The 22578-nt window shown below is 66.3% G+C and carries 24 protein-coding genes; 12 read left to right on the top strand and 12 right to left on the bottom strand.

The features are described from left to right. Positions 1-13: 13 nt before the first annotated feature. Complete coding sequence (locus C7455_RS14115; RefSeq protein ID WP_109669290.1) at positions 14-1522, bottom strand: MORN repeat-containing protein; 1509 nt, start codon at positions 1520-1522, stop codon at positions 14-16. A gap of 210 nt (positions 1523-1732) precedes the next feature. Here C7455_RS14115 and C7455_RS14110 point away from each other — a divergent pair, with 210 nt between their 5' ends. After that, positions 1733-3397, top strand: coding sequence for an NAD+ synthase (locus C7455_RS14110; protein ID WP_109669518.1), 1665 nt, complete (start codon positions 1733-1735; stop codon positions 3395-3397). 719 nt (positions 3398-4116) lie between these two features. On the opposite strand, the gene C7455_RS14105 is transcribed toward C7455_RS14110, so the two are convergent. Both C7455_RS14105 and C7455_RS14100 read right to left on the bottom strand, forming a co-directional pair. Continuing rightward, positions 4117-4344, bottom strand: a complete 228-nt coding sequence (locus C7455_RS14105) for a DUF1150 family protein (protein WP_109669289.1) — start codon at positions 4342-4344, stop codon at positions 4117-4119. A 16-nt stretch (positions 4345-4360) separates the two neighbouring features. Further along, positions 4361-4783: an Hsp20 family protein gene (locus tag C7455_RS14100; RefSeq protein ID WP_109669287.1), complete on the bottom strand. Its 423-nt coding sequence runs from the start codon at positions 4781-4783 to the stop codon at positions 4361-4363. 210 nt (positions 4784-4993) lie between these two features. Between C7455_RS14100 and C7455_RS14095 the strand changes: the two genes are divergently transcribed. The 3 genes from C7455_RS14095 (at position 4994) to C7455_RS14085 (ending at position 6827) form a co-directional block, all read left to right on the top strand. Beyond that, complete coding sequence (locus C7455_RS14095; RefSeq protein ID WP_425450647.1) at positions 4994-5194, top strand: YdcH family protein; 201 nt, start codon at positions 4994-4996, stop codon at positions 5192-5194. An 81-nt stretch (positions 5195-5275) separates the two neighbouring features. After that, on the top strand, positions 5276-5764 hold the full coding sequence (purE, locus tag C7455_RS14090; protein ID WP_109669283.1) for a 5-(carboxyamino)imidazole ribonucleotide mutase: 489 nt from the start codon (positions 5276-5278) through the stop codon (positions 5762-5764). Next, positions 5757-6827: a 5-(carboxyamino)imidazole ribonucleotide synthase gene (locus tag C7455_RS14085; RefSeq protein WP_109669281.1), complete on the top strand. Its 1071-nt coding sequence runs from the start codon at positions 5757-5759 to the stop codon at positions 6825-6827. The genes purE and C7455_RS14085 overlap by 8 nt, the downstream gene beginning before the upstream one ends. Positions 6828-6979: 152 nt before the next feature. Here C7455_RS14085 and C7455_RS14080 read toward each other — a convergent pair whose 3' ends face one another. Beyond that, the gene (locus C7455_RS14080) at positions 6980-7714 is read right to left on the bottom strand and encodes an alpha/beta hydrolase (protein ID WP_109669280.1); all 735 of its coding nucleotides are present in this window, start codon (positions 7712-7714) and stop codon (positions 6980-6982) included. A 79-nt stretch (positions 7715-7793) separates the two neighbouring features. Here C7455_RS14080 and C7455_RS14075 point away from each other — a divergent pair, with 79 nt between their 5' ends. Then, positions 7794-8240 (top strand): NUDIX domain-containing protein, encoded by a 447-nt coding sequence (locus tag C7455_RS14075; RefSeq protein WP_109669278.1) that lies wholly within the window; start codon positions 7794-7796, stop codon positions 8238-8240. On the opposite strand, the gene C7455_RS14070 is transcribed toward C7455_RS14075, so the two are convergent. The 6 genes from C7455_RS14070 to C7455_RS14045 form a co-directional block, all read right to left on the bottom strand. Then, positions 8210-9076 (bottom strand): DMT family transporter, encoded by an 867-nt coding sequence (locus C7455_RS14070; RefSeq protein ID WP_109669277.1) that lies wholly within the window; start codon positions 9074-9076, stop codon positions 8210-8212. The genes C7455_RS14075 and C7455_RS14070 overlap by 31 nt on opposite strands. After that, positions 9073-10206 carry an alpha-D-ribose 1-methylphosphonate 5-triphosphate diphosphatase gene (locus C7455_RS14065; protein WP_109669275.1) on the bottom strand — a complete coding sequence of 378 codons (1134 nt, stop codon included), beginning with the start codon at positions 10204-10206 and terminating at the stop codon, positions 9073-9075. Before C7455_RS14065 ends, C7455_RS14070 begins: the two co-directional genes overlap by 4 nt. Further along, positions 10199-11044 carry an NAD(P)-dependent oxidoreductase gene (locus tag C7455_RS14060; RefSeq protein WP_170119086.1) on the bottom strand — a complete coding sequence of 282 codons (846 nt, stop codon included), beginning with the start codon at positions 11042-11044 and terminating at the stop codon, positions 10199-10201. Before C7455_RS14060 ends, C7455_RS14065 begins: the two co-directional genes overlap by 8 nt. Positions 11045-11233: 189 nt before the next feature. Next, positions 11234-12874 carry a chaperonin GroEL gene (gene groL / locus C7455_RS14055; protein WP_109669272.1) on the bottom strand — a complete coding sequence of 547 codons (1641 nt, stop codon included), beginning with the start codon at positions 12872-12874 and terminating at the stop codon, positions 11234-11236. 42 nt (positions 12875-12916) lie between these two features. Continuing rightward, positions 12917-13228 (bottom strand): co-chaperone GroES, encoded by a 312-nt coding sequence (groES, locus tag C7455_RS14050; RefSeq protein ID WP_109669270.1) that lies wholly within the window; start codon positions 13226-13228, stop codon positions 12917-12919. Positions 13229-13361: 133 nt separating this feature from the next. Then, positions 13362-14780, bottom strand: coding sequence for a Hint domain-containing protein (locus C7455_RS14045; RefSeq protein WP_170119085.1), 1419 nt, complete (start codon positions 14778-14780; stop codon positions 13362-13364). A gap of 197 nt (positions 14781-14977) precedes the next feature. On the opposite strand from C7455_RS14045, the gene C7455_RS14040 reads away from it, so the two are divergent. The 6 genes from C7455_RS14040 (at position 14978) to C7455_RS14015 (ending at position 20022) form a co-directional block, all read left to right on the top strand. Next, on the top strand, positions 14978-15901 hold the full coding sequence (locus tag C7455_RS14040) for a manganese-dependent inorganic pyrophosphatase (RefSeq protein ID WP_109669517.1): 924 nt from the start codon (positions 14978-14980) through the stop codon (positions 15899-15901). A gap of 139 nt (positions 15902-16040) precedes the next feature. Further along, on the top strand, positions 16041-16913 hold the full coding sequence (locus tag C7455_RS14035; RefSeq protein WP_109669267.1) for a TIGR01459 family HAD-type hydrolase: 873 nt from the start codon (positions 16041-16043) through the stop codon (positions 16911-16913). Positions 16914-17119: 206 nt separating this feature from the next. Continuing rightward, on the top strand, positions 17120-17563 hold the full coding sequence (locus C7455_RS14030; RefSeq protein WP_109669515.1) for a MaoC family dehydratase: 444 nt from the start codon (positions 17120-17122) through the stop codon (positions 17561-17563). 46 nt (positions 17564-17609) lie between these two features. Further along, positions 17610-18536 carry a bifunctional riboflavin kinase/FAD synthetase gene (locus C7455_RS14025; protein WP_109669266.1) on the top strand — a complete coding sequence of 309 codons (927 nt, stop codon included), beginning with the start codon at positions 17610-17612 and terminating at the stop codon, positions 18534-18536. Further along, on the top strand, positions 18533-18979 hold the full coding sequence (locus C7455_RS14020; protein ID WP_109669264.1) for a YcgN family cysteine cluster protein: 447 nt from the start codon (positions 18533-18535) through the stop codon (positions 18977-18979). Before C7455_RS14025 ends, C7455_RS14020 begins: the two co-directional genes overlap by 4 nt. Then, positions 18976-20022: a threonine aldolase family protein gene (locus C7455_RS14015; RefSeq protein WP_109669262.1), complete on the top strand. Its 1047-nt coding sequence runs from the start codon at positions 18976-18978 to the stop codon at positions 20020-20022. Before C7455_RS14020 ends, C7455_RS14015 begins: the two co-directional genes overlap by 4 nt. A 48-nt stretch (positions 20023-20070) precedes the next feature. On the opposite strand, the gene C7455_RS14010 is transcribed toward C7455_RS14015, so the two are convergent. Next, positions 20071-20838: an alpha/beta fold hydrolase gene (locus C7455_RS14010; protein ID WP_245904339.1), complete on the bottom strand. Its 768-nt coding sequence runs from the start codon at positions 20836-20838 to the stop codon at positions 20071-20073. Further along, a complete protein-coding gene (locus C7455_RS14005) occupies positions 20835-21437 on the bottom strand; it encodes a 2-hydroxychromene-2-carboxylate isomerase (protein WP_109669513.1) in 603 nt (200 codons plus the stop codon). Before C7455_RS14005 ends, C7455_RS14010 begins: the two co-directional genes overlap by 4 nt. 109 nt (positions 21438-21546) lie before the next feature. Here C7455_RS14005 and C7455_RS14000 point away from each other — a divergent pair, with 109 nt between their 5' ends. Then, positions 21547-22575 carry a ribose-phosphate pyrophosphokinase gene (locus C7455_RS14000; protein ID WP_109669259.1) on the top strand — a complete coding sequence of 343 codons (1029 nt, stop codon included), beginning with the start codon at positions 21547-21549 and terminating at the stop codon, positions 22573-22575. The last annotated feature ends 3 nt before the right edge of the window (positions 22576-22578 follow it).

Below are 22578 nucleotides of genomic sequence, written 5' to 3'. Positions count from 1 at the left end.
CAGGCTCCGGCCCTTATTGCGCGGGTGCCTCAGGGGCTGTCGTCGCCTCGGTGGTGTCGGGGTCCGCCGCGGGTGCAGGGCCATCTACCGCCGCGCCTTCGGTGGGCAACCCGCCCTCCCATGTGCCGCGGAGCACCTCGCCGGTGGCGTAGCGCATCGTGCCTTCGCCCTCGCGGCGGCCATCGACGAAGCGGCCCTCGTAGACATCGCCATTGGAATACGTGGCAATGCCGAAGGCGTTGATTTCGCCGTCCGCCCATTCGCCGACATAGGAAAAGGCGTTGGGCTCGGGCATGGTGAGCCGCCCCTGCCCCGAACGGTCGCCCCGCACGAAGGTTCCGTCATAGAGCGACCCGTCGGTATAGGTCGCGCGGCCCTGCCCGTGGCGCAGCCCGTCTTCCCACTGGCCTTCGTAGCGGTAGCCGTCGGGATGGCTCATCACGCCCTGACCGTGCTGGCGCGCGTTCAGGAACTGGCCGACATAGGTCAGGCCATTGGCGTAGGTTGCGGTGCCTGTGCCCTGGATTACGCCCTCGACCCAGTCGCCGGTGTAGCTTGAGCCATCTGGATAGGTGATGGTGCCCGTGCCATGCGCGAGGTCACCCGCAAAGGCGCCCTCATAGACCGCCCCGTCGGGATAGGTCACGCGGCCCTGGCCCTCTATGCGACCCTCGGCCCATTGCCCGGTGTAGCTGTAGCCGTCGGTCGCGGTGAAGGTGCCGGTGCCATGGCGTTGGTCGTCGGCAAACTCACCCTCGTATATGTCGCCATTTGCGTAGCGCACGGTGCCGGTGCCCTGACGCTGGCCAGCCGCCAGCGTACCCTCGTAGACATCGCCATTGGGCTGGGTCAGCACACCCGTGCCGTTGATCTGCCCTTCGGCCCATTCGCCATCGAAGGTGACGCCATCGGGCATCACCAGCCGGCCGGTGCCGGAGCGTTGGCCCGCGACGAAACCACCCGCATAGGTCGCGCCGTCGGGATAGGTGATCGTGCCCTGCCCCTGCTTGATGCCGTCTTGCCACTGACCTTCGTAGCGGTAGCCACCCGGGCCGGTCATGACACCCTGCCCGTGGTGCAGCGCGTTGCGGAATTCGCCCGTGTAGGCGACGCCGTTGGAATAGGAGGCGGTGCCGCTGCCGTGGATGCGTCCCTCTGCCCAGTCGCCCTCGTAGGTGGAGCCATCGGAAAAGGTGATGCGGCCAGTCCCCTCGGGTCGGCCCGCGACAAAGGCGCCCTCATAGATCGAGCCGTCGGGAAAGGTCGCGCGACCATGGCCGCGAATCTCGCCATCGACCCATTCGCCCGTGTATTGGTAGCCGTTGGGCAGGCGGTAGGTGCCTTGTCCGTGCTGCACGCCGTTGCGAAACTCGCCCTCGTAGATGCCGCCGTTGTCGTATTGCTGGATGTCGGTGACCAGCGGCACGGCCTCGACCTCGGCCTGCGCTTGGGGCACGGCATCGGCGGGCGCTGCTGCATCTTGCGCCATGACGGCGGTCGAGGAAAGAAGCATGGCGAGCATCGCCATGGTCTGGGTCTTGCTGGACACGGCTGTCGCCCCTCTGTTGCCCCCCTGTTGTCCGGGGCCTGTCGGTCAGTCTGCGCCGCTCAAGCTAGGGGGTCGAGCGCGGCTGCGCAACGGGTTTGGCACGCTCGGACGGAGGATGCGCGCCCTTGGCCTCGGGGTTGTTTCTGTTACATCTGCCGCGACATGACCGCGAAAGGGCTCGCCATGGCCGACAGGTTCCGCCTCAGCCTTGCACAACTGAACCCCACGGTGGGCGACCTGCGCGGCAATGCCGCGTTGGCGCGCGCCGCATGGTCGCAGGCCAAGGACGCGGGCGCCGATATGGTGGCGTTCCCCGAGATGTTCCTGACCGGCTACCAGTTGCAGGATCTGGTGCGCAAACCGGCCTTTGCAGCGGATGTGCAGCGGGTATTGGCGGACCTAGCGGCCGATTGCGCCGACGGCCCCGCCATCGGCATCGGCGGACCGCTTCCGGGAGGGGACAAGCCCTTCAACGCCTATTTCGTGCTGCAGGGCGGCAAGGTGGCGGCGCAGGTGCTCAAGCACCACCTCCCGAATTACAAGGTCTTCGACGAAAAGCGTTATTACCACGCCGGCGATCCGGCGGGGCCGGTCCGCGTCGGCCCGCTGCGCATCGGCATCCCGATCTGCGAGGATGCGTGGTTCGAGGACGTGACCGAGACGCTGGCCGAGACGGGCGCCGAGATCTTGCTGGTGCCCAACGGCTCGCCCTATCACCGGGGCAAGATGGACACGCGGCAAGCGATCATGGTGTCCCGCGTGATCGAGACCGGGCTGCCGCTGGCCTATGTGAACCTTGTTGGCGGTCAGGACGATCAGGTGTTCGACGGCGCAAGTTTCGTGCTGAACCCGCATGGGGTGCTGGCCTGCCAGATGCCCGCGTTTGACACGGGGCTCTACCACGTGGATTTCGCGCGTGGGGATGATGGCTGGCAGGCCGTGCCGGGCGACAAAGCCACCCTGCCCGATGCGTGGGAGGCAGATTACCGCGTGATGGTCACGGGCCTGCGCGATTACGTCGCCAAGGCGGGATTTTCACGCGTGCTGCTGGGCCTGTCGGGCGGCGTGGATTCGGCCATCGTGGCCGCCATCGCGGTGGATGCGCTGGGGGCAGGCAACGTGCGCTGCGTCATGCTGCCCTCGCGCTTTACCTCTCAGGCCTCGCTGGATGATGCGGCGGATGTGGCGGAGCGGTTGGGTGTGCGGCTCGATACCGTGCTGATCGGGGCGGCGCATGAGGCGGTGCTGGAGACGCTTGCGCCGCTGTTCGAGGGCTCGAACCCCGACCTTACCGAGGAGAACATCCAATCCCGCCTACGCGGCGTGATGTTGATGGCGCTCAGCAACAAGTTCGGCGAGATGCTGCTGACCACCGGCAACAAATCCGAGGTCGCGGTTGGCTATGCCACGATCTATGGCGACATGGCGGGCGGCTACAACCCGATCAAGGATCTCTACAAGACGCGCGTGTTTCAGACCTGCCGCTGGCGGAACGCGCATCATTTCGACTGGATGCAAGGCCCGGGCGGCGAGGTGATCCCACCCGCCGTGATCGACAAGCCGCCCACGGCGGAGTTGCGCGATAACCAAAAGGACGAGGACAGCCTGCCGCCCTATCCGGTGCTGGACGAGATCCTCGAGATGCTGATCGACAAGGAGGCCTCGGTCGCCGATCTGGTCGCCATGGGCCATGACCGCGCCACGGTGAAGAAGATAGAAAGCCTGATCTACATCAGCGAATACAAGCGCTTCCAGTCCGCGCCCGGCGCACGGCTCACCGAACGCGCCTTCTGGCTCGACCGGCGTTACCCGATCGTGAACCGCTGGCGCGACGAAAGCGGGACCTGACCGCATTCAGCCCGAAACCCGCCGGATTATCACGCTGCGGGCAAGCCATGAGCGTAGTGTGACACGCCCGTTATGGTCCCCTATGGCGGCACCGCCCTTTTGCGGGACACGCCGTTGTCCTACCCGCCCACCGGCAACCCCCGCATCTTCGGGCCGGGGCGTGGGCGCAACGATGAACGCGGGGCTTACGTCTTTTTCTGGCTCTCGCTGGCCTGTCTGTTCCGGCCGGCCCGGCCCAAGCAAGGTGGCGGCGTTCTGAGCGGATCGGATAGCGCGGTCTACCTGCTGGCCGCGCTGGTCCTCGGTGCGACGGCTGTCTTGATCTGCGGCTGTCCCTCGCAGCGGGTGATCGTGCGGGTCGACGATCATGGCGTGTCCCTGTGCACCCATGTCCGGCTCCACGCACGCGACCGCACCTTCATGTCCCTTCTGCAAGCTGGAGAGGGTGAGGATGAGCCGGGGCAGTGTTTCGCCCCCACCGCGGGACATACGGCGGATCGATCTTCACCGCGGGACCGGCTGGATCACATGGGAACTCGTGCGCCGCGCCGCGGATGCAGGCATGGTGATGACCCCACCCGACGGGCCGGGCTTCAATTAGGGCGAAACGCGAAGGTATGTCCCTGCGCTGGGTGAGCGCCCCATCCTTGCGGCAACAAAGGACGCACCCCAATGAAAAAGGGCGCCCAAGGGCGCCCTCATCGCGAGGCGCGCGCGCCTCAGTGCACGCTCACCGGCGTCATGTCGTGCTGGCGGGCGACGACAAAGGCAAGCTTGCGGTCGCGCACCAGTGCCAGCCGCTCGCCCGTTTCGCTGCGGATGGCGTAAATCGTGTCGAGCCCGCGGGCCTGCTCGCGGATATCGTCGGGCAGGTCGGCGACCGGCACAGGCAGGACATAGACGATTGGCCGGTCGCGTACGGTCGCAGCATCATGCTTATTTGTCATCGTGGTCCCCTTTCCCTCACCCTGCCGCAGCGGGCGTGATCTTGATCGTGCGCACGATAGTGTCGGGCAGGCTGCGCCTCAGGTCGATGTGCAGCAGGCCATGCGCCATCGACGCCCCCGCCACCTCGACCCCGTCGGCCAGCACGAAGCTGCGCTGGAACTGGCGCGCCGCGATCCCCCGGTGCAGGAACACGCGGTCGGCCCCATCCTCGCCCTGACGACCCCGGATCACCAATTGCCGATCCTCGAGCGTGATCGTCAGATCGGTTTCGGCAAAGCCCGCCACGGCCAGCGTGATGCGGTAGGCGTTGTCGCCCTTTTTTTCGATGTTGTAGGGCGGGTAGCCATCATTTCCGGCTTTCGCCGTGCGTTCCACCAGCCGTTCCAGTTGATCGAACCCCAACAGGAACGGGTGCGAGCCAAGCGTCAGTTTCGTCATCCGGGGCACATCCTTGCGATTAAGCGATCTGCACAATCCGCGGCGCATCCCGGTTCCGGCAACGCGCACACCATCAGGATATGGAGACGCACCGCCGCGCGTGCAAGGCTTGGCGCGCGTCAGGCGGCGCGCTAGAGTGCAATGCCCGCAACAGCCTGACCCAGCGATCGGACACGCCCGGCCATGAACGCCCCCAAAGGCCCCAGCGAAATGACGCACGAGGATGTGCTGCGCATCCGGCTGGAGGTGCTCAAGCGCGAACACCGCGATCTCGACCTTGCGATCGAGGCGCTGCACGGGGCCGTGAACCCGGATCAATTGGCCCTCAAGCGCCTGAAAAAGCAGAAGCTTTTGCTCAAGGACAAGATCGCCCGGATCGAGGATGAACTGACCCCCGACATCATCGCCTGAGGGCCGCGCGAGGCCTCATTGCGCCCCGGCCAAGCGCAGCTATAGTGCGGCGCTCAAACTGGGGCCGCGAGGGTGCGAGGCATGTCGAAGATCGAGGTCGGAATCATCATGGGCAGCCAGTCCGACTGGCCCACGATGCGTGAGGCGGCCAGCATCCTCGACGAACTTGGGGTGACCCATGAGGCGCGGATCGTGTCGGCCCACCGCACCCCCGACCGGTTGTGGGATTATGGCCGCAGCGCCGCCGAGCGCGGCCTCAAGGTCATCATCGCGGGTGCCGGCGGGGCCGCGCATCTGCCCGGCATGATGGCCTCCAAGACACGCGTGCCGGTGATCGGTGTGCCGGTGCAGACCAAGGCGCTGTCGGGGGTCGATTCGCTCTACTCCATCGTCCAGATGCCCAAAGGCTACCCGGTCGCCACCATGGCCATAGGTGCTGCCGGGGCCGCGAACGCAGGCCTGATGGCGGCCGCCATCCTCAGCCTGTCGGATGCCGCGCTGGCCGCCCGGCTTGACGCCTGGCGCGCGGCCCTGTCGGCATCGATCCCCGAGACACCCGCCGATGACTGACCCGCTCGCGCCCGGCGCCACCATCGGCATCCTCGGCGGCGGGCAACTGGGCCGGATGCTGGCGATGGCCGCCGCACGGCTGGGCTACCGTTGCCACATCTTCGAGCCCGGCGCGGCCCCTGCCGCCGATGTGTCCCATGGCTGGACGCAGGCCCCCTATGACGATCTCGACGCGCTGCGCCGCTTTGCGCAAGGCTGCGATCTCATCACCTTCGAGTTCGAGAACATCCCCGCCCCGGCCCTCGACGTTCTGTCCAGGACCACGCCGCTTTTCCCCGACCGCCGCGCGCTGGAAACCAGCCAGGACCGGCTGGTCGAAAAGACCTTCCTCGCCGGTCTGGGCCTTGCCACGGCCTCCTTCGCGCCCATCGACACAGCCGCCGATCTGGCGACGGCGCTGACGGCAACGGGCACGCCGGCGATCTTCAAGACGCGCCGCTTCGGCTATGACGGAAAGGGCCAGGCCCGTGTGATGGACCCCGAGGGCGCACCTGCAGCCCTTGCCAGCCTGAAAGGCGCCCCCGCCATAGCCGAGGGCTTCGTGCGCTTCTCGCGCGAGATCAGCGTCATCGCCGCGCGTGGACGCGATGGCCGTGTGGCCGCCTATGACCCCGGCGAGAACGTCCACCAAGATGGCATCCTCGCCACCACGTCCGTTCCCACGGCGCTGCCGCTGAAACTGCGCACCGATGCGGTGCTGATCGCCTCGCGCATCCTGACCGCGCTCGATTATGTCGGCGTCATGGGGGTCGAGCTGTTCGTCACCCCCGAGGGCCTGATCGTCAACGAGATCGCCCCGCGCGTGCACAATTCCGGCCATTGGACGCAGGCGGGCTGCGCCGTCGACCAGTTCGAACAGCATATCCGCGCCATCGCGGGCTGGCCGCTGGGCAATGGCGCGCGCCACGCCAATGTGGTGATGGAAAACCTGATCGGCGACGACATTGCGCGCGCTGCGGCCCTCGCGGCGGAACCCGGCGTACAGGTCCATCTCTACGGCAAGGCCGAGGCGCGGTCGGGCCGCAAGATGGGCCATGTCAACCGCGTGACCGGCCCGGCCTGAGCGCCACACCTCTCCTTCATCTTTCCCCAAATATGCACAATCCGCCGCGCAGGGCCCATGCAACACCCGGGCAGGGAAACACCCCAGCGCCCGTCCATGGCAATGCGGTCGACCGACGGCGCCCGCAGGGCCGCCCGAGGTCGACCGCCCCCTCACTCCATGATCGTTTCGATCGCCCCGAGATAGTTGAGGTCCGCCACAAAGGCACCTTGACGCAGAAAGGCCAGCGTCTGCGCGATCACCAGCGGGTTGTTCATCATGAAGGTATGGGTCACCGGCAGCACGATGTGATCGGCCATGCCCTCCACCCTTGTGCTGTCGACGGCCACCTTGCCGTCATCCTCGCCGGGGATCAGCGCGGAATAGATCGGGTTGAGCGACTGGTTTCCGGCAATCACCCCCAGCTCGAAATCGACCGCCGGCAGGCGGTTGGGGATGTCACCGACGCCCGTGCCCAGCTGCAGACCGGCGGGGCCGTTGATCCACTCGAAGGGCTCCAGCTGGCCCAGCACATCGACCAGTTCCGATCCGGCATTGGGCGGGGCCAGCATGACCACCCGCCCCAGATCATCGGGCCGCGCCCGGCGCGCCAGCCAGTAGCGCAGCAAGATGCCGCCCATCGAATGGGTGACGAAATGAACCTGCTCTGTCCCGCAGGCTTCGATCGCGGGGGCAAGCGTGACCGCCGCCAGTTCCGAGATCGAGGCACGGGTCGAAGGGTAGCCTTGATTGACGACGCGGTAGCCTTCGGCCTCCAGCGCCTCTTGCATCAAGAAAAGCGAGGTTTCGCTCCGCGCCAGCCCGTGCAGCAAGATCACGCAATCCCCGGCGCGTACGGGGCTCGCAAGGGCAAGCAACATCAGGATCGGGGCAAGAAAGCGGCGCATGGGGGGTTACATAGGGATCTTGCGGCAGCGCGGCGAGGGGGCACTTGCGCGCGGATGCGGGGCGGGCCACTCTTTGCCCATGTCACCCAATCGCCCCCGTCTGGCCGTGCGCGGCCTGTTGCTGATCGACGACCGGCTCTTGCTGGTCAACGCCTGGGGCGGCGGGAAAAGCGACCTTTTGTGCGCGCCCGGTGGCGGGGTCGAGATGCACAGTTCGCTGCCCGACAACCTGATCCGGGAATTCCACGAGGAAACCGGCCTGACCGTGGCCGTGGGCGCGCCCTGTCTGGTGAACGAGTTTCACGCGCCGGGGCATGATTTCCACCAGGTCGACGTCTATTTCCGTGTCACGCTGCTGGCGGGCGACCCGCTGGCCCCCTGGACCGACCCCGAAGGCATCGTGACCGAGCGCCACCTGATCGCGCGCGCCGACATGCACCGGCACCGCTACAAGCCCGACAGCCTGCCCGATGTCGCGTGGTCGGATATCATTCACTATGACGCGCTTGAACCTCTGGTCCGCTGAGGCCACAGACCCCACGCGATGCCGCCCAGCACCAGCGCGGCCGCGCCCAGCATGCGCAGGCTGGGTGCCTCGGCGAGAAACACCACGCCGCCCAGCGCCGCGATCACCGGCACAGACAGTTGCACCAGCCCCGCGACAGAGGCCCCGATGCGCGGCAAGACCCCATACCACAGCGCGTAACCAAGGCCGGATGTGACCGCCCCCGAGGTGACGGCCAACGCCAGACCGGGCAGGCTCGCGGTGTTCACCGTGCTGCCCCCGGTCTGGATCACGACCGCCACGAATCCCGCGACCGTCGCCCAGACAAAGGCAGCCGCCGTGTCCCCCAAGGGGTCAGCCGACCCGCGACCGATGAGCGAATAGACGCCCCATCCGACGGCCGCCAGCGCCATGGCCGCGACCGACCATAGGGGCGCCGCGACAGCACCACCCGGCCAGACCAGCCAGGCCAGACCTGACAGCGCCAGCCCCGCACCGATCCAGCGCCGCGCGGGCGGGCGTTCACCCGTCACCAGCGCACCCGCGAACATCGTGACCTGAACGCCGCCAAACAAGATCAGCGCCCCAAGGCCTGCATCCATCGCCAGATAGGCCACGGAAAACCCGATCAGATAGGTGGTCAGCATCAGGCCACCGAGCATGCGGCGCGGTTCCATGAGCGGCAGGCGGGCATGGCGCAGCCGGATCAGCAGCACCAGCACCGCCGCCCCCGCCACCGCGCGCACCAGCGCGAAATCGAGCGCGCCGATCTGCGCCCCCCCCACTGCAGCGCGGTTCAGCACCGAATTTGCGGCAAAGGCCACCATCACCAGCGCCGTCATCGCGACCAGCCTCATGCCAGCCACCGCACGGCCAAGGCGCCCGAGATCTGCGATACCCGCCCGCCCGCGATGGTGCCCGCAACGCGGCCAGCGTCATCGAGAATCACCAGATCGGCGCGCAACCCCTCGGCGATGTGGCCCCGGTCGGTCCAGCCTATGACCCGCGCGGGGCCGCCCGAGACCAGATCCCATGCGGCGGGCCAGCCGTGGCGCGCGCTCAGCTTGACGGCGGCGCGCCCGAGCGAGGGGTAATGGTAGTCGGAGACCAGTGCATCAACGAGCCCTGCCTCGATCAGCGTCTCGGCGGCGATCTTGCCATTGTGCGAGCCGCCGCGCACGACATTGGGCGCGCCCATGATGACCGGCTCGCCCGCAGATTTGGCCGCGCGGGCGGCCTCCAGCGTCTCGGGAAACTCGCAGATATCGGCCCCGATCGCCCGAAACATGTCCCGATCCGCCGCCCTGTGGTCGTCATGGCTGCCCATCCGCACGCCCTTGGCCCGGAAATCGCGCGCCACATCGGCCAGCGCGGCCATCACCTGCGGGGCGTTGGCGTGCAGGGCCTGCAACAGTGCCTCATGCGCCTCGGGCGAGCGTCCCGACTTGAGGGCCTGGCCCGTCAGGCGCGGCGGGCGCTTGCCGGCGGCCAGTTCGCGGTGCGGCAGGTGGTCGTTCCAGACGACATAGCGGATGGCATGGCGCGCCACCAAGGCCTGCATCGCGTCCAGCGTGTCGAGCATGTGGGTTTCGACCCGCAATTGCAGGTCCATGTCGGTCAGCGTCTCGGCCGCGTCCAGCGCTTCCGCGAGCGCCGCGGCAAAGGCAGGGCCGCGCATGCCGCCTTCCCAGCTCCAGAATTGGGCCAGCATGGCGGTCGTGATCCCGCAGGCGGCGCATTCGGCGTCGAGCGCGGCCAGACCCATCGCGGGCGTTTCCACCGCCCCCCGGCGGGGCGCCATGTGGCGTTCGAACCCGTCGCCATGCAGGTCGATGATGCCGGGCAGGATGCGGTATCCGCTCAGGTCGACGTCGCGCCCGCCCTCGCCCGCGATGCGGCCGCCCGAGATGGACAGCGCCTCGTGCGCGAAGCCGCCCGGCAGCAGCACCTCCGCTCCGGTCAGGCGCAGCGGCGGCAGATCAGGCATCGTGGTAGGCCCGGGACATGACAGCGGCGATATCGGCATCCGACAGGCCCGCCTCGATCACATCTGCGAGGATGTCGGCGAAGGCATCCAGCGTCGGAGTGGCAACCCCGGCCTCGGCGGCCACGCGGCGGAAGACGGCATTGTCCTTGGCCACGCCGCGGACCGGGAAGCCGACGCTGGTGTCTTGCCCAAGGATGCGCGGCACCCGGTCGCGCACCATGGGCAGACCCGCAGGCCCGCCGCACAGGATCGTCAGCGCCGTCTCGAGCGGCAGGCCCGCGCGGGCGGCGACCCGCAATTGTTCGACAAGGCCGGCGGTATAGGTCTGCATCAGGGCGTTGTTAACGGTCTTCATGACCAGCCCCGTGCCCAGCGGGCCGACATGAAAGATGCGTGTCGACAGCGGGGTGAGCGCCGCCTGCGCGCGAACCGCGGCCTCGGGCGGGCCACCGATGAAAAAGCCGCAAGCGCCTTGCGCGACCAGTTCCGGCCCGCCCGATACGGGCGCATCGACAAGGGCCGCGCCCGCTGCGCCCAGCCTATCGACGCGCGCGGCCAGGGTGCGCGGGGTCACGGTGCTGGTCTCCACGACCAGCTTGCCCGACAGATCGAAGGGCGCCAATGCGTCCAGCATCGCGCCCACGGCGTCATCGTCGAACAAGCTGAGGATCATGACGTCGGAGGCCGCCAAAAGCGCGGCGAGGTCCGGGGCCTGTGTCACGCCCGGAACCGTGCGACCGCTGCGGGTCCAGCCGGTCACAGGCACGCCCTGCACGGACAGGCGCATCGCCATCGCCGCGCCCATCCGGCCCAAGCCGATCACGCCGATCCTGTCCATCTTGTCGCCTCCGGCCATCCGTCGCGCCGCGGTTTTGCCCCGGCGGGCCTCGGAAGGAAAGGGCCAGACATGACAAAGGGGCCCGAAGGCCCCTTTGCATCTGGTCGAAGGCTTACCCCTCACGGGATCGTTTCCGATGGAAACGACCCTGCCGGGGTGACGAGCAAATTTCCCGAGGGAAATTCTCTCTTACATCATGCCGTCCATGCCGCCCATGCCGCCCATGCCGCCGCCGGCGCCTTCGTCCTTCTTCGGACGATCGGCAACCATCGCTTCGGTGGTGATGAGCAGGCCCGCGATCGACGCTGCATCCTCAAGCGCGGTGCGCACGACCTTTGCGGGGTCGATCACGCCGAACTTGAACATGTCGCCATATTCCTCGGTCTGGGCGTTGAAGCCGAACTTGGGATCGTTCGATTCGCGGATCTTGCCGGCCACGACGGAGCCGTCGACGCCTGCGTTCTCGGCGATCTGGCGCAGCGGTGCCTCGAGCGCCTTGCGGACGATCAAGATACCGGCGTTCTGGTCCGAGTTGTCTCCCGTCACGCCGTCCAGCGCGCGCGCAGCCTGCACTAGAGCCACACCGCCGCCGACCACGACACCTTCCTGCACCGCGGCGCGGGTGGCGTTCAGCGCGTCATCGACGCGGTCCTTGCGCTCCTTCACCTCGATCTCGGTCATGCCGCCGACGCGGATGACTGCAACGCCGCCTGCCAGCTTGGCAACACGTTCCTGCAGCTTTTCCTTGTCATAGTCCGAGGTGGTGTCCTCGATCTGCTGACGGATCTGAGCCACGCGGGCCTCGATCTCGGCCTTGTTGCCGGCGCCGTCGACGATCGTGGTGTCGTCCTTCTTGATCAGGATCTTCTTGGCATTGCCCAGCATGTCGAGCGTGACATTCTCAAGCTTCATGCCCAGATCTTCCGAGATCACCTGACCACCGGTCAGAACCGCGAGATCTTGCAGCATCGCCTTGCGACGGTCGCCAAAGCCCGGTGCCTTGACGGCGGCGATCTTGAGGCCGCCGCGCAGCTTGTTGACCACGAGGGTCGCCAGCGCTTCGCCCTCGACGTCTTCGGAGATGATCAGAAGCGGCTTGCCCGACTGGATCACGGCCTCGAGCAGGGGAACCATCGGCTGGAGCGACGACAGCTTCTTCTCGTGGAGCAAGATCAGCGCATCATCCAGTTCCGCGACCATCTTGTCGGGGTTGGTCACGAAATAGGGCGACAGGTAGCCACGGTCGAACTGCATGCCCTCGACCACTTCGGTCTCGGTCTCGAGGCCCTTGTTCTCTTCGACGGTGATGACGCCGTCATTGCCGACCTTCTGCATCGCATCCGCGATCTGACGGCCGATTTCCTTCTCGCCATTGGCCGAGATCGTGCCGACCTGGGCGACTTCGTCGCTGTCGGTCACGTCGCGGGCAGCGGCCTTGATGTGGGCCACGACCTTGGCGGTGGCCAGATCGATGCCGCGCTTGAGGTCCATCGGGTTCATGCCGGCGGCGACCGACTTCATGCCTTCCTTGATGATGGCCTGAGCCAGCACGGTGGCGGTGGTGGTGCCGTCGCCGGCCTCGTCATTGGTGCGCGAGGCGACTTCTTTCACCATCTGCGCGCCCATGTTCTCGAAGCGGTCCTCGAGCTCGATTTCCTTGGCGACCGACACACCGTCCTTGGTGATGCGGGGCGCGCCGAAGGACTTTTCGATCACCACGTTGCGGCCCTTGGGGCCCAGCGTGACCTTGACCGCGTCGGCGAGGATATTGACGCCGCGCAGCATACGGTTGCGGGCATCGGTGGAGAATTTTACGTCTTTAGCAGCCATATTGAATAGCTCCCCTAAATTGGATTCAGCTTTGGATGCGGATCAGGCGGCGGCGGCGGCGGCAGATGCCGAAATCACGCCGAGGATGTCGCTTTCCTTCATGATCAGAAGTTCTTCGCCATCAACGGTGACCTCGGTGCCGGACCACTTGCCGAACAAGATGCGGTCGCCGGACTTGACGTCCATCGCGATGCGGCCGCCGTTCTCGTCCTTGGCCCCTGCGCCGACTGCGATCACTTCGCCCTCGGCAGGCTTTTCCTTGGCGCTATCGGGGATGATCAGACCGCCCTTGGTCTTTTCCTCGGACTCGATGCGGCGGACCAGCACGCGGTCGTGAAGCGGTGTGAATGCCATCTGTCGAACACTCCTTTAGGGTTCGGTTTCATCTCTGGTGTTGTCACTCAGCCGGGGCGAGTGCCAACACCTTGCAGATAGGCAGGTGGCGGCAGGCTGTCAACAGGGTGGATTTCAGGAAAATGCGCGATCGTCAGGCGGCGCGCCGGGATGGGCTCGCGGCCTCATGGGCGCCGCCCAGCACATAGCCCGCAAAGCCGCGCAGGTCGCGCCGGGTCAGCGCCGGACGCACCCGTGCCTCCATGGCGGGCAGACGCCGCCCGCCCAGCATCCGCGCCAGCACCGCGTCGGCGGCCAAGACACACGGACCGGCAAAGATCGTCTCGGTCCAGACGCCCTCGGCAAGGATCAGGTGATGGGCGTCGAGCAGGATATGCACATAGCTCTCGCCCTGCGCTGGCGCGTCGTCGGACAAGTCTGCCTGCCCCAGTGTGACGGCGATATGGCGCGCGCGGATGATCGCCTCGGGGTGGCGGCCCGCCGGATCTGCGGCCAGAAAGCAATGCTGCAGCGACACCCGCATGTCGCGCAAGGGAAGCCCGTTGCCGAAAGCGCCCGCAGCGACACGCACCGGGCGCAGCGACGGATCGGCGGCAAGCTCGGTCGCCGGGAACCAGCGCCGCAGCACGGCGCGCACCGGTTGCCAGCCTGCGTCGCGCGTCTGCACGCGGTCGCCCTCGCGCAGCGCGGCAGCCGGAACCGGGCCGCGCGCGGTCTGCACCAGAACACCCGCCGTCAGGCAGATGGGGTCTTCATAAGGGTCATCCGGGGGCGTCACATCCGTATCGGTCAGGACGCGGTCATCGAGTTCGGCGATGTTGACCCCGGCATCCCAGTAGAAGGTGAAATCGATGGTCAGGCTGGTATCGGGCACACCATCGATCGTCAGCACCCAGATCCGAGGATCTGCGGTGGGCGTAAAGATCAGGTCATCCCGGTCCACGCCGCCGATATGCAGGAAATCGGTCGAGGGGTTGAACCCTTCGATCGTGTCATTGCCCATGCCCGGGCCAAAAACGATGGTATCGGACCCGCCGCCATAGCCGCCGGCAATGATCAGGTCGTCGCCCGCGCCGCCGTCGAGCCAGTCATTGTCCGATCCGCCGATGAGCGTGTCGTTGCCCGCCCCGCCGAACAGCGTGTCGTTTTGCGATCCGCCGTCGAGCAGATCGTCGCCGTTTCCCCCGGAAATGATGTCGCCGCCGCTCTGGCCGAGGATGGTGTCGTCACCGTCACCGCCCGAGATCACGTCATCCTGACTGCCGCCGTCGATCAGGTCGTTGCCGGCGCCACCTTCCAGAGTGTCCGCGCCCGAGTCGCCGATAAGCGTGTCGTCACCGTCACCGCCGACAAGCAGGTCGTTCTGGCTGCCGCCGTCGAGCAGGTCGTCGCCCGAGCCACCGACCAGCGTGTCGCTGCCAGAGGCGCCGATGAGCGTGTCATCGCCGTCGCCGCCCGACAGGCTGTCGTTGCCGGAAAACCCGCGGATGCTGTCATCCCCGGACCCGCCCGACAGCGTGTCGTCTTGCCATGTGCCATCGATATTGGGCAAGAAAACCGCCCGCCTTTTTCGAAACCGCCTCAGACGCCGGTGTGCCCCGGCTATGTCGAGTTTTTGACACAATTTTTCCCCAAAGTATACAAAGCTATCTAAAGTTGCAGATGCCTGCGGCGCACTTGCCCCCTGACAAGGCCCGTCAGCTTCGCTATGAGGCGCGCAATACCAGCCCCCATTCGCGGAAAATTCCCATGACCACGCTCGTTTTCGGCCACACCTCCCCCGACACGGATTCCACCGGCTCGCCCCTGATCTGGGCCTGGTATCTGAGCGAGGTGCGCAACGAGCCCGCCGAAGCGGTGTTGCTGGGCGAACCCAACACCGAGGCGGCCTTCCTGCTGCAGCGCTGGAACCTGCCCAAGCCGCGCATCATCGCCGATGTGGACGCAGGCCAGCCGGTCGTGATCGTCGACACCAACAACCCCGCCGAATTGCCCAAGTCGATCAACGACGCCGACATCCGCGCCATCATCGACCATCACAAACTGGTGGGCGGTCTGGAAACCAAAGGCCCGATCGACATCCGGATGGAGCCGCTCGCCTGCACCGCGACGATTATGCACAAGATGATCGGCGCCGACATCACGCAGGCGCCCGAGTGGGTGAAGGCCACGATCCTGACCTGCATCTTGTCGGACACGCTGGAATTCCGCTCGCCCACAACCACGGATGAGGATCGTGTTGTGGCCGAAGCTCTGGCGGGCGATCTTGGCATTTCGATCCCCGATTACGCCGCCGAGATGTTCGCGGCAAAATCCGATGTCTCGGCCTTCTCGGATGCGGAACTGCTGCGCATGGATAGCAAGACCTATGAGGTCGGCGGCAAGACCTTCCGTGTGAGTGTGCTGGAAACCACCTCGCCCGAGACGGTGCTGAACCGCAAGGCGAGCCTGATGGACACGATGCCCGTCGTCGCAACCGAGGATGGCGCCGATCAGGTCCTGCTGTTTGTGGTCGACATCTTGCGCGAGCAAGCGACGCTACTGGTGCCCAATGATCTGGTCCGGCAGGTCGCGGTGAAAAGCTTTGGTGTTGAGGGTGGGACAGGCGACACCATCGTTCTGCCCGGCGTCGTCAGCCGCAAGAAGCAGATCATCCCCAACCTGACGCTCTGATCACTTGCGATGCGCACAAGGGGCGGCCCCGTCACGGGCCGCCCCTTGTGCTGCGCGGATGCTGCGGCATGGGCTGGCCCAACGGGGCCGCCTGTCGTAACGAGACGGGGACGCCGACAAGACAGACAGGACACGCCCCATGACCCGCATCATCGACAACCTTGCCGAGATTGCCGAGCACTATGACGCGCTGTTTTGCGACCTCTGGGGCTGCGTGCATGACGGCATCCGCGCCTTTCCAGCCGCCGTCGAGGCCTTGCGCGCCTTCAAGGCGCAGGGTGGGACCGTGGTGCTGGTGACCAACTCGCCCCGCCCCCGCGCCAGCGTCGAGGCACAAATCACCCGAATGGGCGTGCCGCGCGATAGCTGGGACGTGATCGCCACCTCGGGCGACAGCGCGCGGGCGGCGATGTATCAAGGCGTGGTGGGCCACAAGGTCTGGCACATCGGCGAAAAACACGACGCTCCGTTCTTTGAGCCGCTCGCCTTGCTGGACAATCCTGTCGAGATCACTCGGGTTGCGTTGGAGGAAGCGGAAGGGATCGTCTGCACCGGGCCCTTCGACCCGATGGCCGACCCGGCGGTGATGCGACCGCAGTTCCTGCTGGCCAAGACCCGCGGCCTGAAACTGCTGTGCGCCAATCCCGACATCGTCGTGGACCGTGGCGAGACGCGGGAATGGTGTGCGGGCGCGCTGGCGCGGCTTTACACCGCGATGGGCGGTGAGAGCCTGTATTTCGGCAAGCCCCACCCGCCGATCTACGATCTGGCCCGCCGCCGGTTGCAGCAGCTCGGCAGATCCATATCGGATGACCGCATCCTTGCGGTGGGCGATGGCATCTTGACTGATGTCATGGGCGGCATGGGCGAGAACATCGACACGCTGTTCATCACCGGCGGGCTGGCGCGCGAGGAGACCATGACCGATGAGAAGCCCGACCCGGCCAAGCTGGCGCGCTTTCTGACCGATGTTCAGATGGAACCAAGCTATTCGATCGGCATGCTGCGCTGATCCACGGTTCCGCCGCCAAAGGGCAGCGCCCGACCGGGGGGCTGCCGCCCCCCTGCCCCCCGCGCATATTTGCAGAAAGTTGAAGGATAACGTGCACGCAAGATAGTTGCGAAAATTTGGGTATCACGCGCAGTTTTATTACTTTCTGCATTGCAGAAGCCCCCTGGAATCGGGTATGAGGCCTCATCATGCAGGAGACGCCCCCCATGCTCGACAACATCATGACCGGCACGATCGTCATCGAGGATCTGGAGATCGGGATGACGCGGTGCTTGCAGAAGCTGATCACCGATACCGATATCGAGTTGTTCGCGCAGGTCTCGACCGACCGGAACCCGGTGCATCTGGATGACGACTATGCCCGCGACACGATCTTTGAGGGGCGGATCGCGCATGGGATGCTGACGGCGGGCCTGATCTCGGCGGTGATCGGCGAGCAGTTGCCGGGGCATGGCACGGTCTACCTTGGCCAGACGCTGAAATTCATGGCCCCCGTGCGGCCCGGCGACATGGTCCACGCCGAGGTGGAGGTGACGGCCATCGACCATTCGCGCCGCCGCGTGACCTTGGCAACACATTGCAAGGTGGGCGAGATCGTCGTGTTGAAGGGCGAGGCGACCGTGCTGGCGCCGTCGCGCAAGTTCGACTGACGCCCGCTTCTTGCCTATCTGCGCGTGGGCGGCTACGCCCTTGCCCATGCGGATCTTGCGTGACCCCCAGTACACCCGTCGTGAGGATCGTGGCGCGAGCGCCGCGATCGGGAATTTCGATGGCGTCCATCGCGGCCATCGTCATGTGATCGATCTCGCCCGTCGCCTCGGCGCGCCCCTTGGCGTCGTGACCTTCGAGCCGCATCCGCGCGAGTTCTTCGCCCCCGCCGCCCCGCCCTTTCGCCTGATGAACTCTGCTGCCCGCGCGCACCGGCTGGAGAAGCTGGGCGTCGAGGTGTTGGCCGAGCTGCCGTTTGACGCGCGCATGGCGGCGCTGTCAGCCGAGGATTTCGCGCGTATCGTGCTGGCCGAGGGGCTGGGCCTGTCCCATGTCGTGGTCGGCGCGGATTTCTGTTTCGGCAAGGGGCGCACCGGCACGGCGGCCAGCTTGCGCGAGCTTGGCGCGCGCTACGGGTTCGACGTGACAGTGGCCGAGTTGCTGGAGGGGGCGGATGGTGCCGTCTCGTCGACCGCGATCCGCGCCGCGCTGAGCGAGGGCCGTCCGCGCGACGCCGCTGGCATGCTTGGCCATTGGCACCGGATCGAAGGGCCGGTCCTGCATGGCGACAAGCGCGGGCGCGAGCTGGGCTATCCGACCGCGAACATGGCGCTGGATGGGCTGCATGTGCCGCGGCTGGGCGTCTATGCCGTGCTGGTCGATGTGCTGGAGGGGCCGCATCGGGGCACCTACCAAGGCGTCGCCAACCTTGGCATCCGGCCGATGTTCGAGCGGGCGACGCCGAACCTCGAGACCTTCCTGTTCGATTTCAAGGGCGACCTCTATGGCCGGCCGCTCTCGGTCGGGCTGGTCGCGTGGCTGCGGGGCGAGATGAAGTTTGACGGTCTTGACGCGCTGATCGTCCAGATGGACCGCGATTCTACGCAAGCGCGCGAGGCGCTCGCCCGGTCATGAGGGACAGATTCTGGGAAAAGGTGCGCCCCGAACGCATGACGCCCGAGGAATGGGAGGCGCTCTGCGACGGCTGCGGCAAGTGCTGCCTCAACAAGCTTGAGGATGAGGAGACGGGCGAAGTCGCGCTGACGCGCGTGGCCTGCCGGTTGCTCGACGATGAGACCTGCCGTTGCGGGCAATACGCGATCCGCAAGACTTTGGTGCCCGAATGCATCCGCCTGACGCCGCAGACCATGGGCGATGTCGCCTATTTCATGCCCGAGACCTGCGCCTATCGGCTGATCCATGAGGGCAAGCCGCTCTACTGGTGGCACCCTTTGGTGTCGGGCGACACCGAGACGGTGCATGAGGCGGGCGTCAGCGTGCGCGGGATCACGGTTCCCGAATTCGAGGTGCCGGAAGAAGACTGGGAAGACTATATCATCGAGGAGCCGGGCACATGATGTTCGCGAGCGACAACACCGGGCCGGTGCATCCGGCGATCATGGCGGCGGTGGCTTCGGCCAATGACGGCTACGCTATGCCCTATGGCAATGACGCCACGACCGCAGCCGCGCGTCAGGCCGTGCGTGCGGTGTTCGAGGCGCCGGACGCGGCGGTGGAGTTCGTGGCAACGGGCAGTGTGGCCAATGCGCTGGCGCTGGCCTGCCTGGCAAAGCCATGGGACGGCGTCTTTTGCCACCGCACCGCCCATGTGGAAGAGGATGAATGCGGCGCGCCCGATTTCTACTCGGGGGCCAAGACCGTTCTGATCGACGGCGCCGATGGCCGTTTCACCCCGGAGGCGCTGGAGGCCGCGATCCTGCAGTGCAAGGCGCGGGGCGTGCATGGCGCGCAGCCGGGGCCGGTGACGATCACCAATGTGACCGAGCGCGGCACGGTCTATTCGCTCGACCAGATCCGGGCGATTTCTGCGGTGGCCAAGGCGCATGGCTTGGCCGTGCATCTGGACGGCGCGCGCTTTGCCAATGCTTGCGTGGCGCTGGGGTGCAGCGCGGCCGAGATGACGTGGAAGGCGGGTGTGAACGCTGTCAGTTTCGGCGGCACCAAGAATGGCTGCATGGGGGTGGAGGCGGTGGTGTTCTTCGACCCCGCACATGGCCGCGAGCTGGAGTTGCGCCGCAAGCGCGGTGGGCATCTGTTTTCCAAACACCGGTATCTGTCGTCGCAGATGCTGGCCTATTGCGCGGATGACCTGTGGCTTGACATGGCGCGGGCGGCCAATGCGCGGATGGCGCAGTTGGTACAGGGTCTGGCGCGGGTGCACGGTGCGCATCTGGTGCATCCGGCGGCGGGCAACCTTGCCTTCATCGAGGTGCCGCGGGCAGCCCATGCGCGCGCCTTTGCAGCGGGGGCGCAGTATTACCTCTTTGGCGGCACGGTGGACGATGGAGCGACGGACGCACCCTTGCGCTGCCGGATCGTGTGCGACTGGGCCAAAACGCCCGAGGATGTGGAGCGCTTGCTGGAGGCTTGGGCGGGCTAGCGTTTTGCGGCAGCAAAACGGGGCGGAAAACTGCAGTTTTCCGCCCCCTCACGCCAGCAGGTGCCGGAATTCGCTCGCCACCGCGTCCGGATGAGTGATGGGCGCCATGTGGCCCGCACCCGAAATGATGACACGCCGCGCTTGCTGGATCGCCGCCGCCAAGGCCGTTTGAATCTCCGCAATGACAAGCGGCGAGCGGTCGCCTTCGATCAAGAGGACCGGACAGGTGAGCCGGTCAAGGCGCGGCAAGAGGCCCGCGGTATCGTCGTGGAGCGCAGCGCTGCTGGCGGCGACCACCCAGATACGGTTCTGCAGATAGGCCCGCTGTTTCGCAGTGAGGCTGTCGAAGGCCGGCCCGTCGCCCCAGACTGACAGGAACCTGCGGGTGGCCGCGGCAGGATCGCCCGTGGCGAAGGCGGCATCAAGGCTGGCGTCGACCTCTCTCTGGCGCCGCCAGCCGGGCTGCCCGCGCGCGGCGGCAAAGAGGACCGGCTCGATCAACGTCAGGCTCGCCACCCGGCCCGGATGATCGAGCGCAAGACGCAGCGCGACGGTTGCCCCGAAACTGTGGCCGACGAGGTGGCAGGGCCTGTCCGGCAGATGGGTCAGCGCCATCTCGGTGCAATGGTCGTGATAGTCGCGGCTTTCGTCACGGGCAGGGCCGCGGCCATGGCCGACAAGGTCCGGCGCTGTCGCGCGCAGCCGGTCGGACAGGGCACTCGCCACACCGTCCCATGCGCCGGAATGGGCGAGGGAACAATGCAGCAAAAGTGCAGGCTCGTCCCCCTGCCCCCAGACCTTGGCAAAGCCCGTCACAATGTCCCGGCAAGGAACAGGTCCAGATCCTCGATCTTGTCCTGTCCCCAGAACTTTTCGGTGCCATCGACGATATAGAAGGGCGCGCCAAAGACGCCCGCCAGCACCGCATGTTCCGTGTTGCGCACATACTCGTCCGCGCCGGCCAGCATCGCCATGCCCGCAAGGCTACGGTCATATCCCGCTGCGGCAAGGCAATCGGCGATGACCTCATCCTCGGCGATGTCGCGGCGGTCGCGCCAGACCGCGCCGGTCAAGGCATGAACAAGTTTGCCCGGATCGCCGCCGCCCGCCCGCAGCGCGACGATGAAGGCATAGGAGGACGGCGCGGGATTGACCGCGCGGTAAGGCGGGTCGAGATCCATCGGCAGCCCATGCTTGCGCGACTGCCGCCGCAATTCCTGCGCCCTGAGCGCCAGCCGTGCGGGCGGGCGTTCTGCCACGGGGGCGCCGCCGGTGCGGGGAAAGATGCCGCCGGTCAGGTCGACGGGCTTGTAGGCGATGGTCGTGCCATGGCGGGCGGCAACGGCCTCCATCCTTGTGCCTGCAAGATAGGTGTAGGGCGAGACGGTCGAGAAGTAGTAATCGATATGGGCCACGGTCAGCGCCTTTCCTTTTCGGCTTTGCGCCGACCCTAGACGGGTGTTAGGGGGTGTCAACATCCCGCGCCGGGGGGCCGGGGACGGCTGCCACAAGGGACATCACACAATGCCTGCACAAGACCCGAAACTGATTTCCGGGAACGCCAACCGCACGCTGGCAAACGCCATCTCGCGGAGGATGTCGATGCACCGCGGCATGCAGGTGTCGCTTGTCGATGCCCGTGTGGAACGGTTCAACGACGGTGAGATCTTTGTCGAGATCTTCGAGAATGTCCGCGGTGAGGACATGTTCATCGTCCAGCCCACGTCCAAGCCCGCCAATGACAACCTGATGGAATTGTTGATCATCACCGACACGCTGCGCCGGTCGTCGGCGGCGCGCATCACGGCGGTGATCCCCTATTTCGGCTACGCGCGGCAGGACCGACGCACCAAGGCCCGCACGCCGATTTCCTCGAAACTGGTGGCCAACATGATGGTCACGGCGGGGATCGAGCGGATCTTGACGATGGATCTGCATGCCGCGCAGATCCAGGGCTTTTTCGACATTCCGGTCGACAACCTATATGCGTCGCCGATTTTTGCGCTCGACATATTGCACCAGTTCGACGGCGACGTATCGGATGTGATGGTGGTCTCGCCCGACGTGGGCGGTGTGGCGCGCGCGCGTGAACTGGCGACCCGGATCGGGGTGCCGCTGGCCATCGTCGACAAGCGCCGCGAAAAGGCGGGCGAAGTTTCGGGGATGACGGTGATCGGGGATGTCGCGGGCCACAAATGCCTGATCGTGGACGACATGTGCGACACGGCAGGCACCTTGTGCAAGGCCGCCGATGTGCTGATGGAGGCAGGTGCAACCGAAGTGCACGCCTATACCACGCACGGTGTCTTGTCGGGACCTGCGGTGGAACGGATCACCGGTTCGGTGCTGAAATCGCTGGTCATCAGCGACACGATCGAAGCGACGGCGGCCGCCAAGGCCTGCCCGAATATTCGCGTCGTGCCGACCGCGCCAATGTTCGCCCAAGCCATCCTGAACATCTGGAACGGCACCAGCGTGTCGTCGCTGTTTGACACCGAGACACTCGTGCCGATCTACGAGGGTCTGTATCCCAAGGGCATGTGGGGGCGATAAGCG

The sequence above is a fragment of the Roseicyclus mahoneyensis genome, from assembly GCF_003148775.1.
In the GTDB taxonomy this organism is placed as follows: Bacteria; Pseudomonadota; Alphaproteobacteria; order Rhodobacterales; family Rhodobacteraceae; genus Roseicyclus; species Roseicyclus mahoneyensis.
Note: the sequence above shows the minus strand (reverse complement) of the source record. Positions and strands in the feature narration are given on the sequence as shown.

Coding starts and splice junctions, on each gene's coding strand:
- C7455_RS14030 (WP_109669515.1), top strand. CDS start 17,120: ATGCTCGACAACATCATGACCGGCACGATCGTCATCGAGGATCTGGAG.
- C7455_RS14040 (WP_109669517.1), top strand. CDS start 14,978: ATGACCACGCTCGTTTTCGGCCACACCTCCCCCGACACGGATTCCACC.
- C7455_RS14025 (WP_109669266.1), top strand. CDS start 17,610: ATGCGGATCTTGCGTGACCCCCAGTACACCCGTCGTGAGGATCGTGGC.
- groES (WP_109669270.1), bottom strand. CDS start 13,228: ATGGCATTCACACCGCTTCACGACCGCGTGCTGGTCCGCCGCATCGAG.
- C7455_RS14080 (WP_109669280.1), bottom strand. CDS start 7,714: ATGCGCCGCTTTCTTGCCCCGATCCTGATGTTGCTTGCCCTTGCGAGC.
- C7455_RS14070 (WP_109669277.1), bottom strand. CDS start 9,076: ATGAGGCTGGTCGCGATGACGGCGCTGGTGATGGTGGCCTTTGCCGCA.
- C7455_RS14035 (WP_109669267.1), top strand. CDS start 16,041: ATGACCCGCATCATCGACAACCTTGCCGAGATTGCCGAGCACTATGAC.
- C7455_RS14020 (WP_109669264.1), top strand. CDS start 18,533: ATGAGGGACAGATTCTGGGAAAAGGTGCGCCCCGAACGCATGACGCCC.
- groL (WP_109669272.1), bottom strand. CDS start 12,874: ATGGCTGCTAAAGACGTAAAATTCTCCACCGATGCCCGCAACCGTATG.
- C7455_RS14105 (WP_109669289.1), bottom strand. CDS start 4,344: ATGACAAATAAGCATGATGCTGCGACCGTACGCGACCGGCCAATCGTC.
- C7455_RS14060 (WP_170119086.1), bottom strand. CDS start 11,044: ATGGACAGGATCGGCGTGATCGGCTTGGGCCGGATGGGCGCGGCGATG.
- C7455_RS14065 (WP_109669275.1), bottom strand. CDS start 10,206: ATGCCTGATCTGCCGCCGCTGCGCCTGACCGGAGCGGAGGTGCTGCTG.
- C7455_RS14015 (WP_109669262.1), top strand. CDS start 18,976: ATGATGTTCGCGAGCGACAACACCGGGCCGGTGCATCCGGCGATCATG.
- C7455_RS14000 (WP_109669259.1), top strand. CDS start 21,547: ATGCCTGCACAAGACCCGAAACTGATTTCCGGGAACGCCAACCGCACG.
- C7455_RS14110 (WP_109669518.1), top strand. CDS start 1,733: ATGGCCGACAGGTTCCGCCTCAGCCTTGCACAACTGAACCCCACGGTG.
- C7455_RS14075 (WP_109669278.1), top strand. CDS start 7,794: ATGTCACCCAATCGCCCCCGTCTGGCCGTGCGCGGCCTGTTGCTGATC.
- purE (WP_109669283.1), top strand. CDS start 5,276: ATGTCGAAGATCGAGGTCGGAATCATCATGGGCAGCCAGTCCGACTGG.
- C7455_RS14115 (WP_109669290.1), bottom strand. CDS start 1,522: ATGCTCGCCATGCTTCTTTCCTCGACCGCCGTCATGGCGCAAGATGCA.
- C7455_RS14095 (WP_425450647.1), top strand. CDS start 4,994: ATGACGCACGAGGATGTGCTGCGCATCCGGCTGGAGGTGCTCAAGCGC.
- C7455_RS14085 (WP_109669281.1), top strand. CDS start 5,757: ATGACTGACCCGCTCGCGCCCGGCGCCACCATCGGCATCCTCGGCGGC.
- C7455_RS14100 (WP_109669287.1), bottom strand. CDS start 4,783: ATGACGAAACTGACGCTTGGCTCGCACCCGTTCCTGTTGGGGTTCGAT.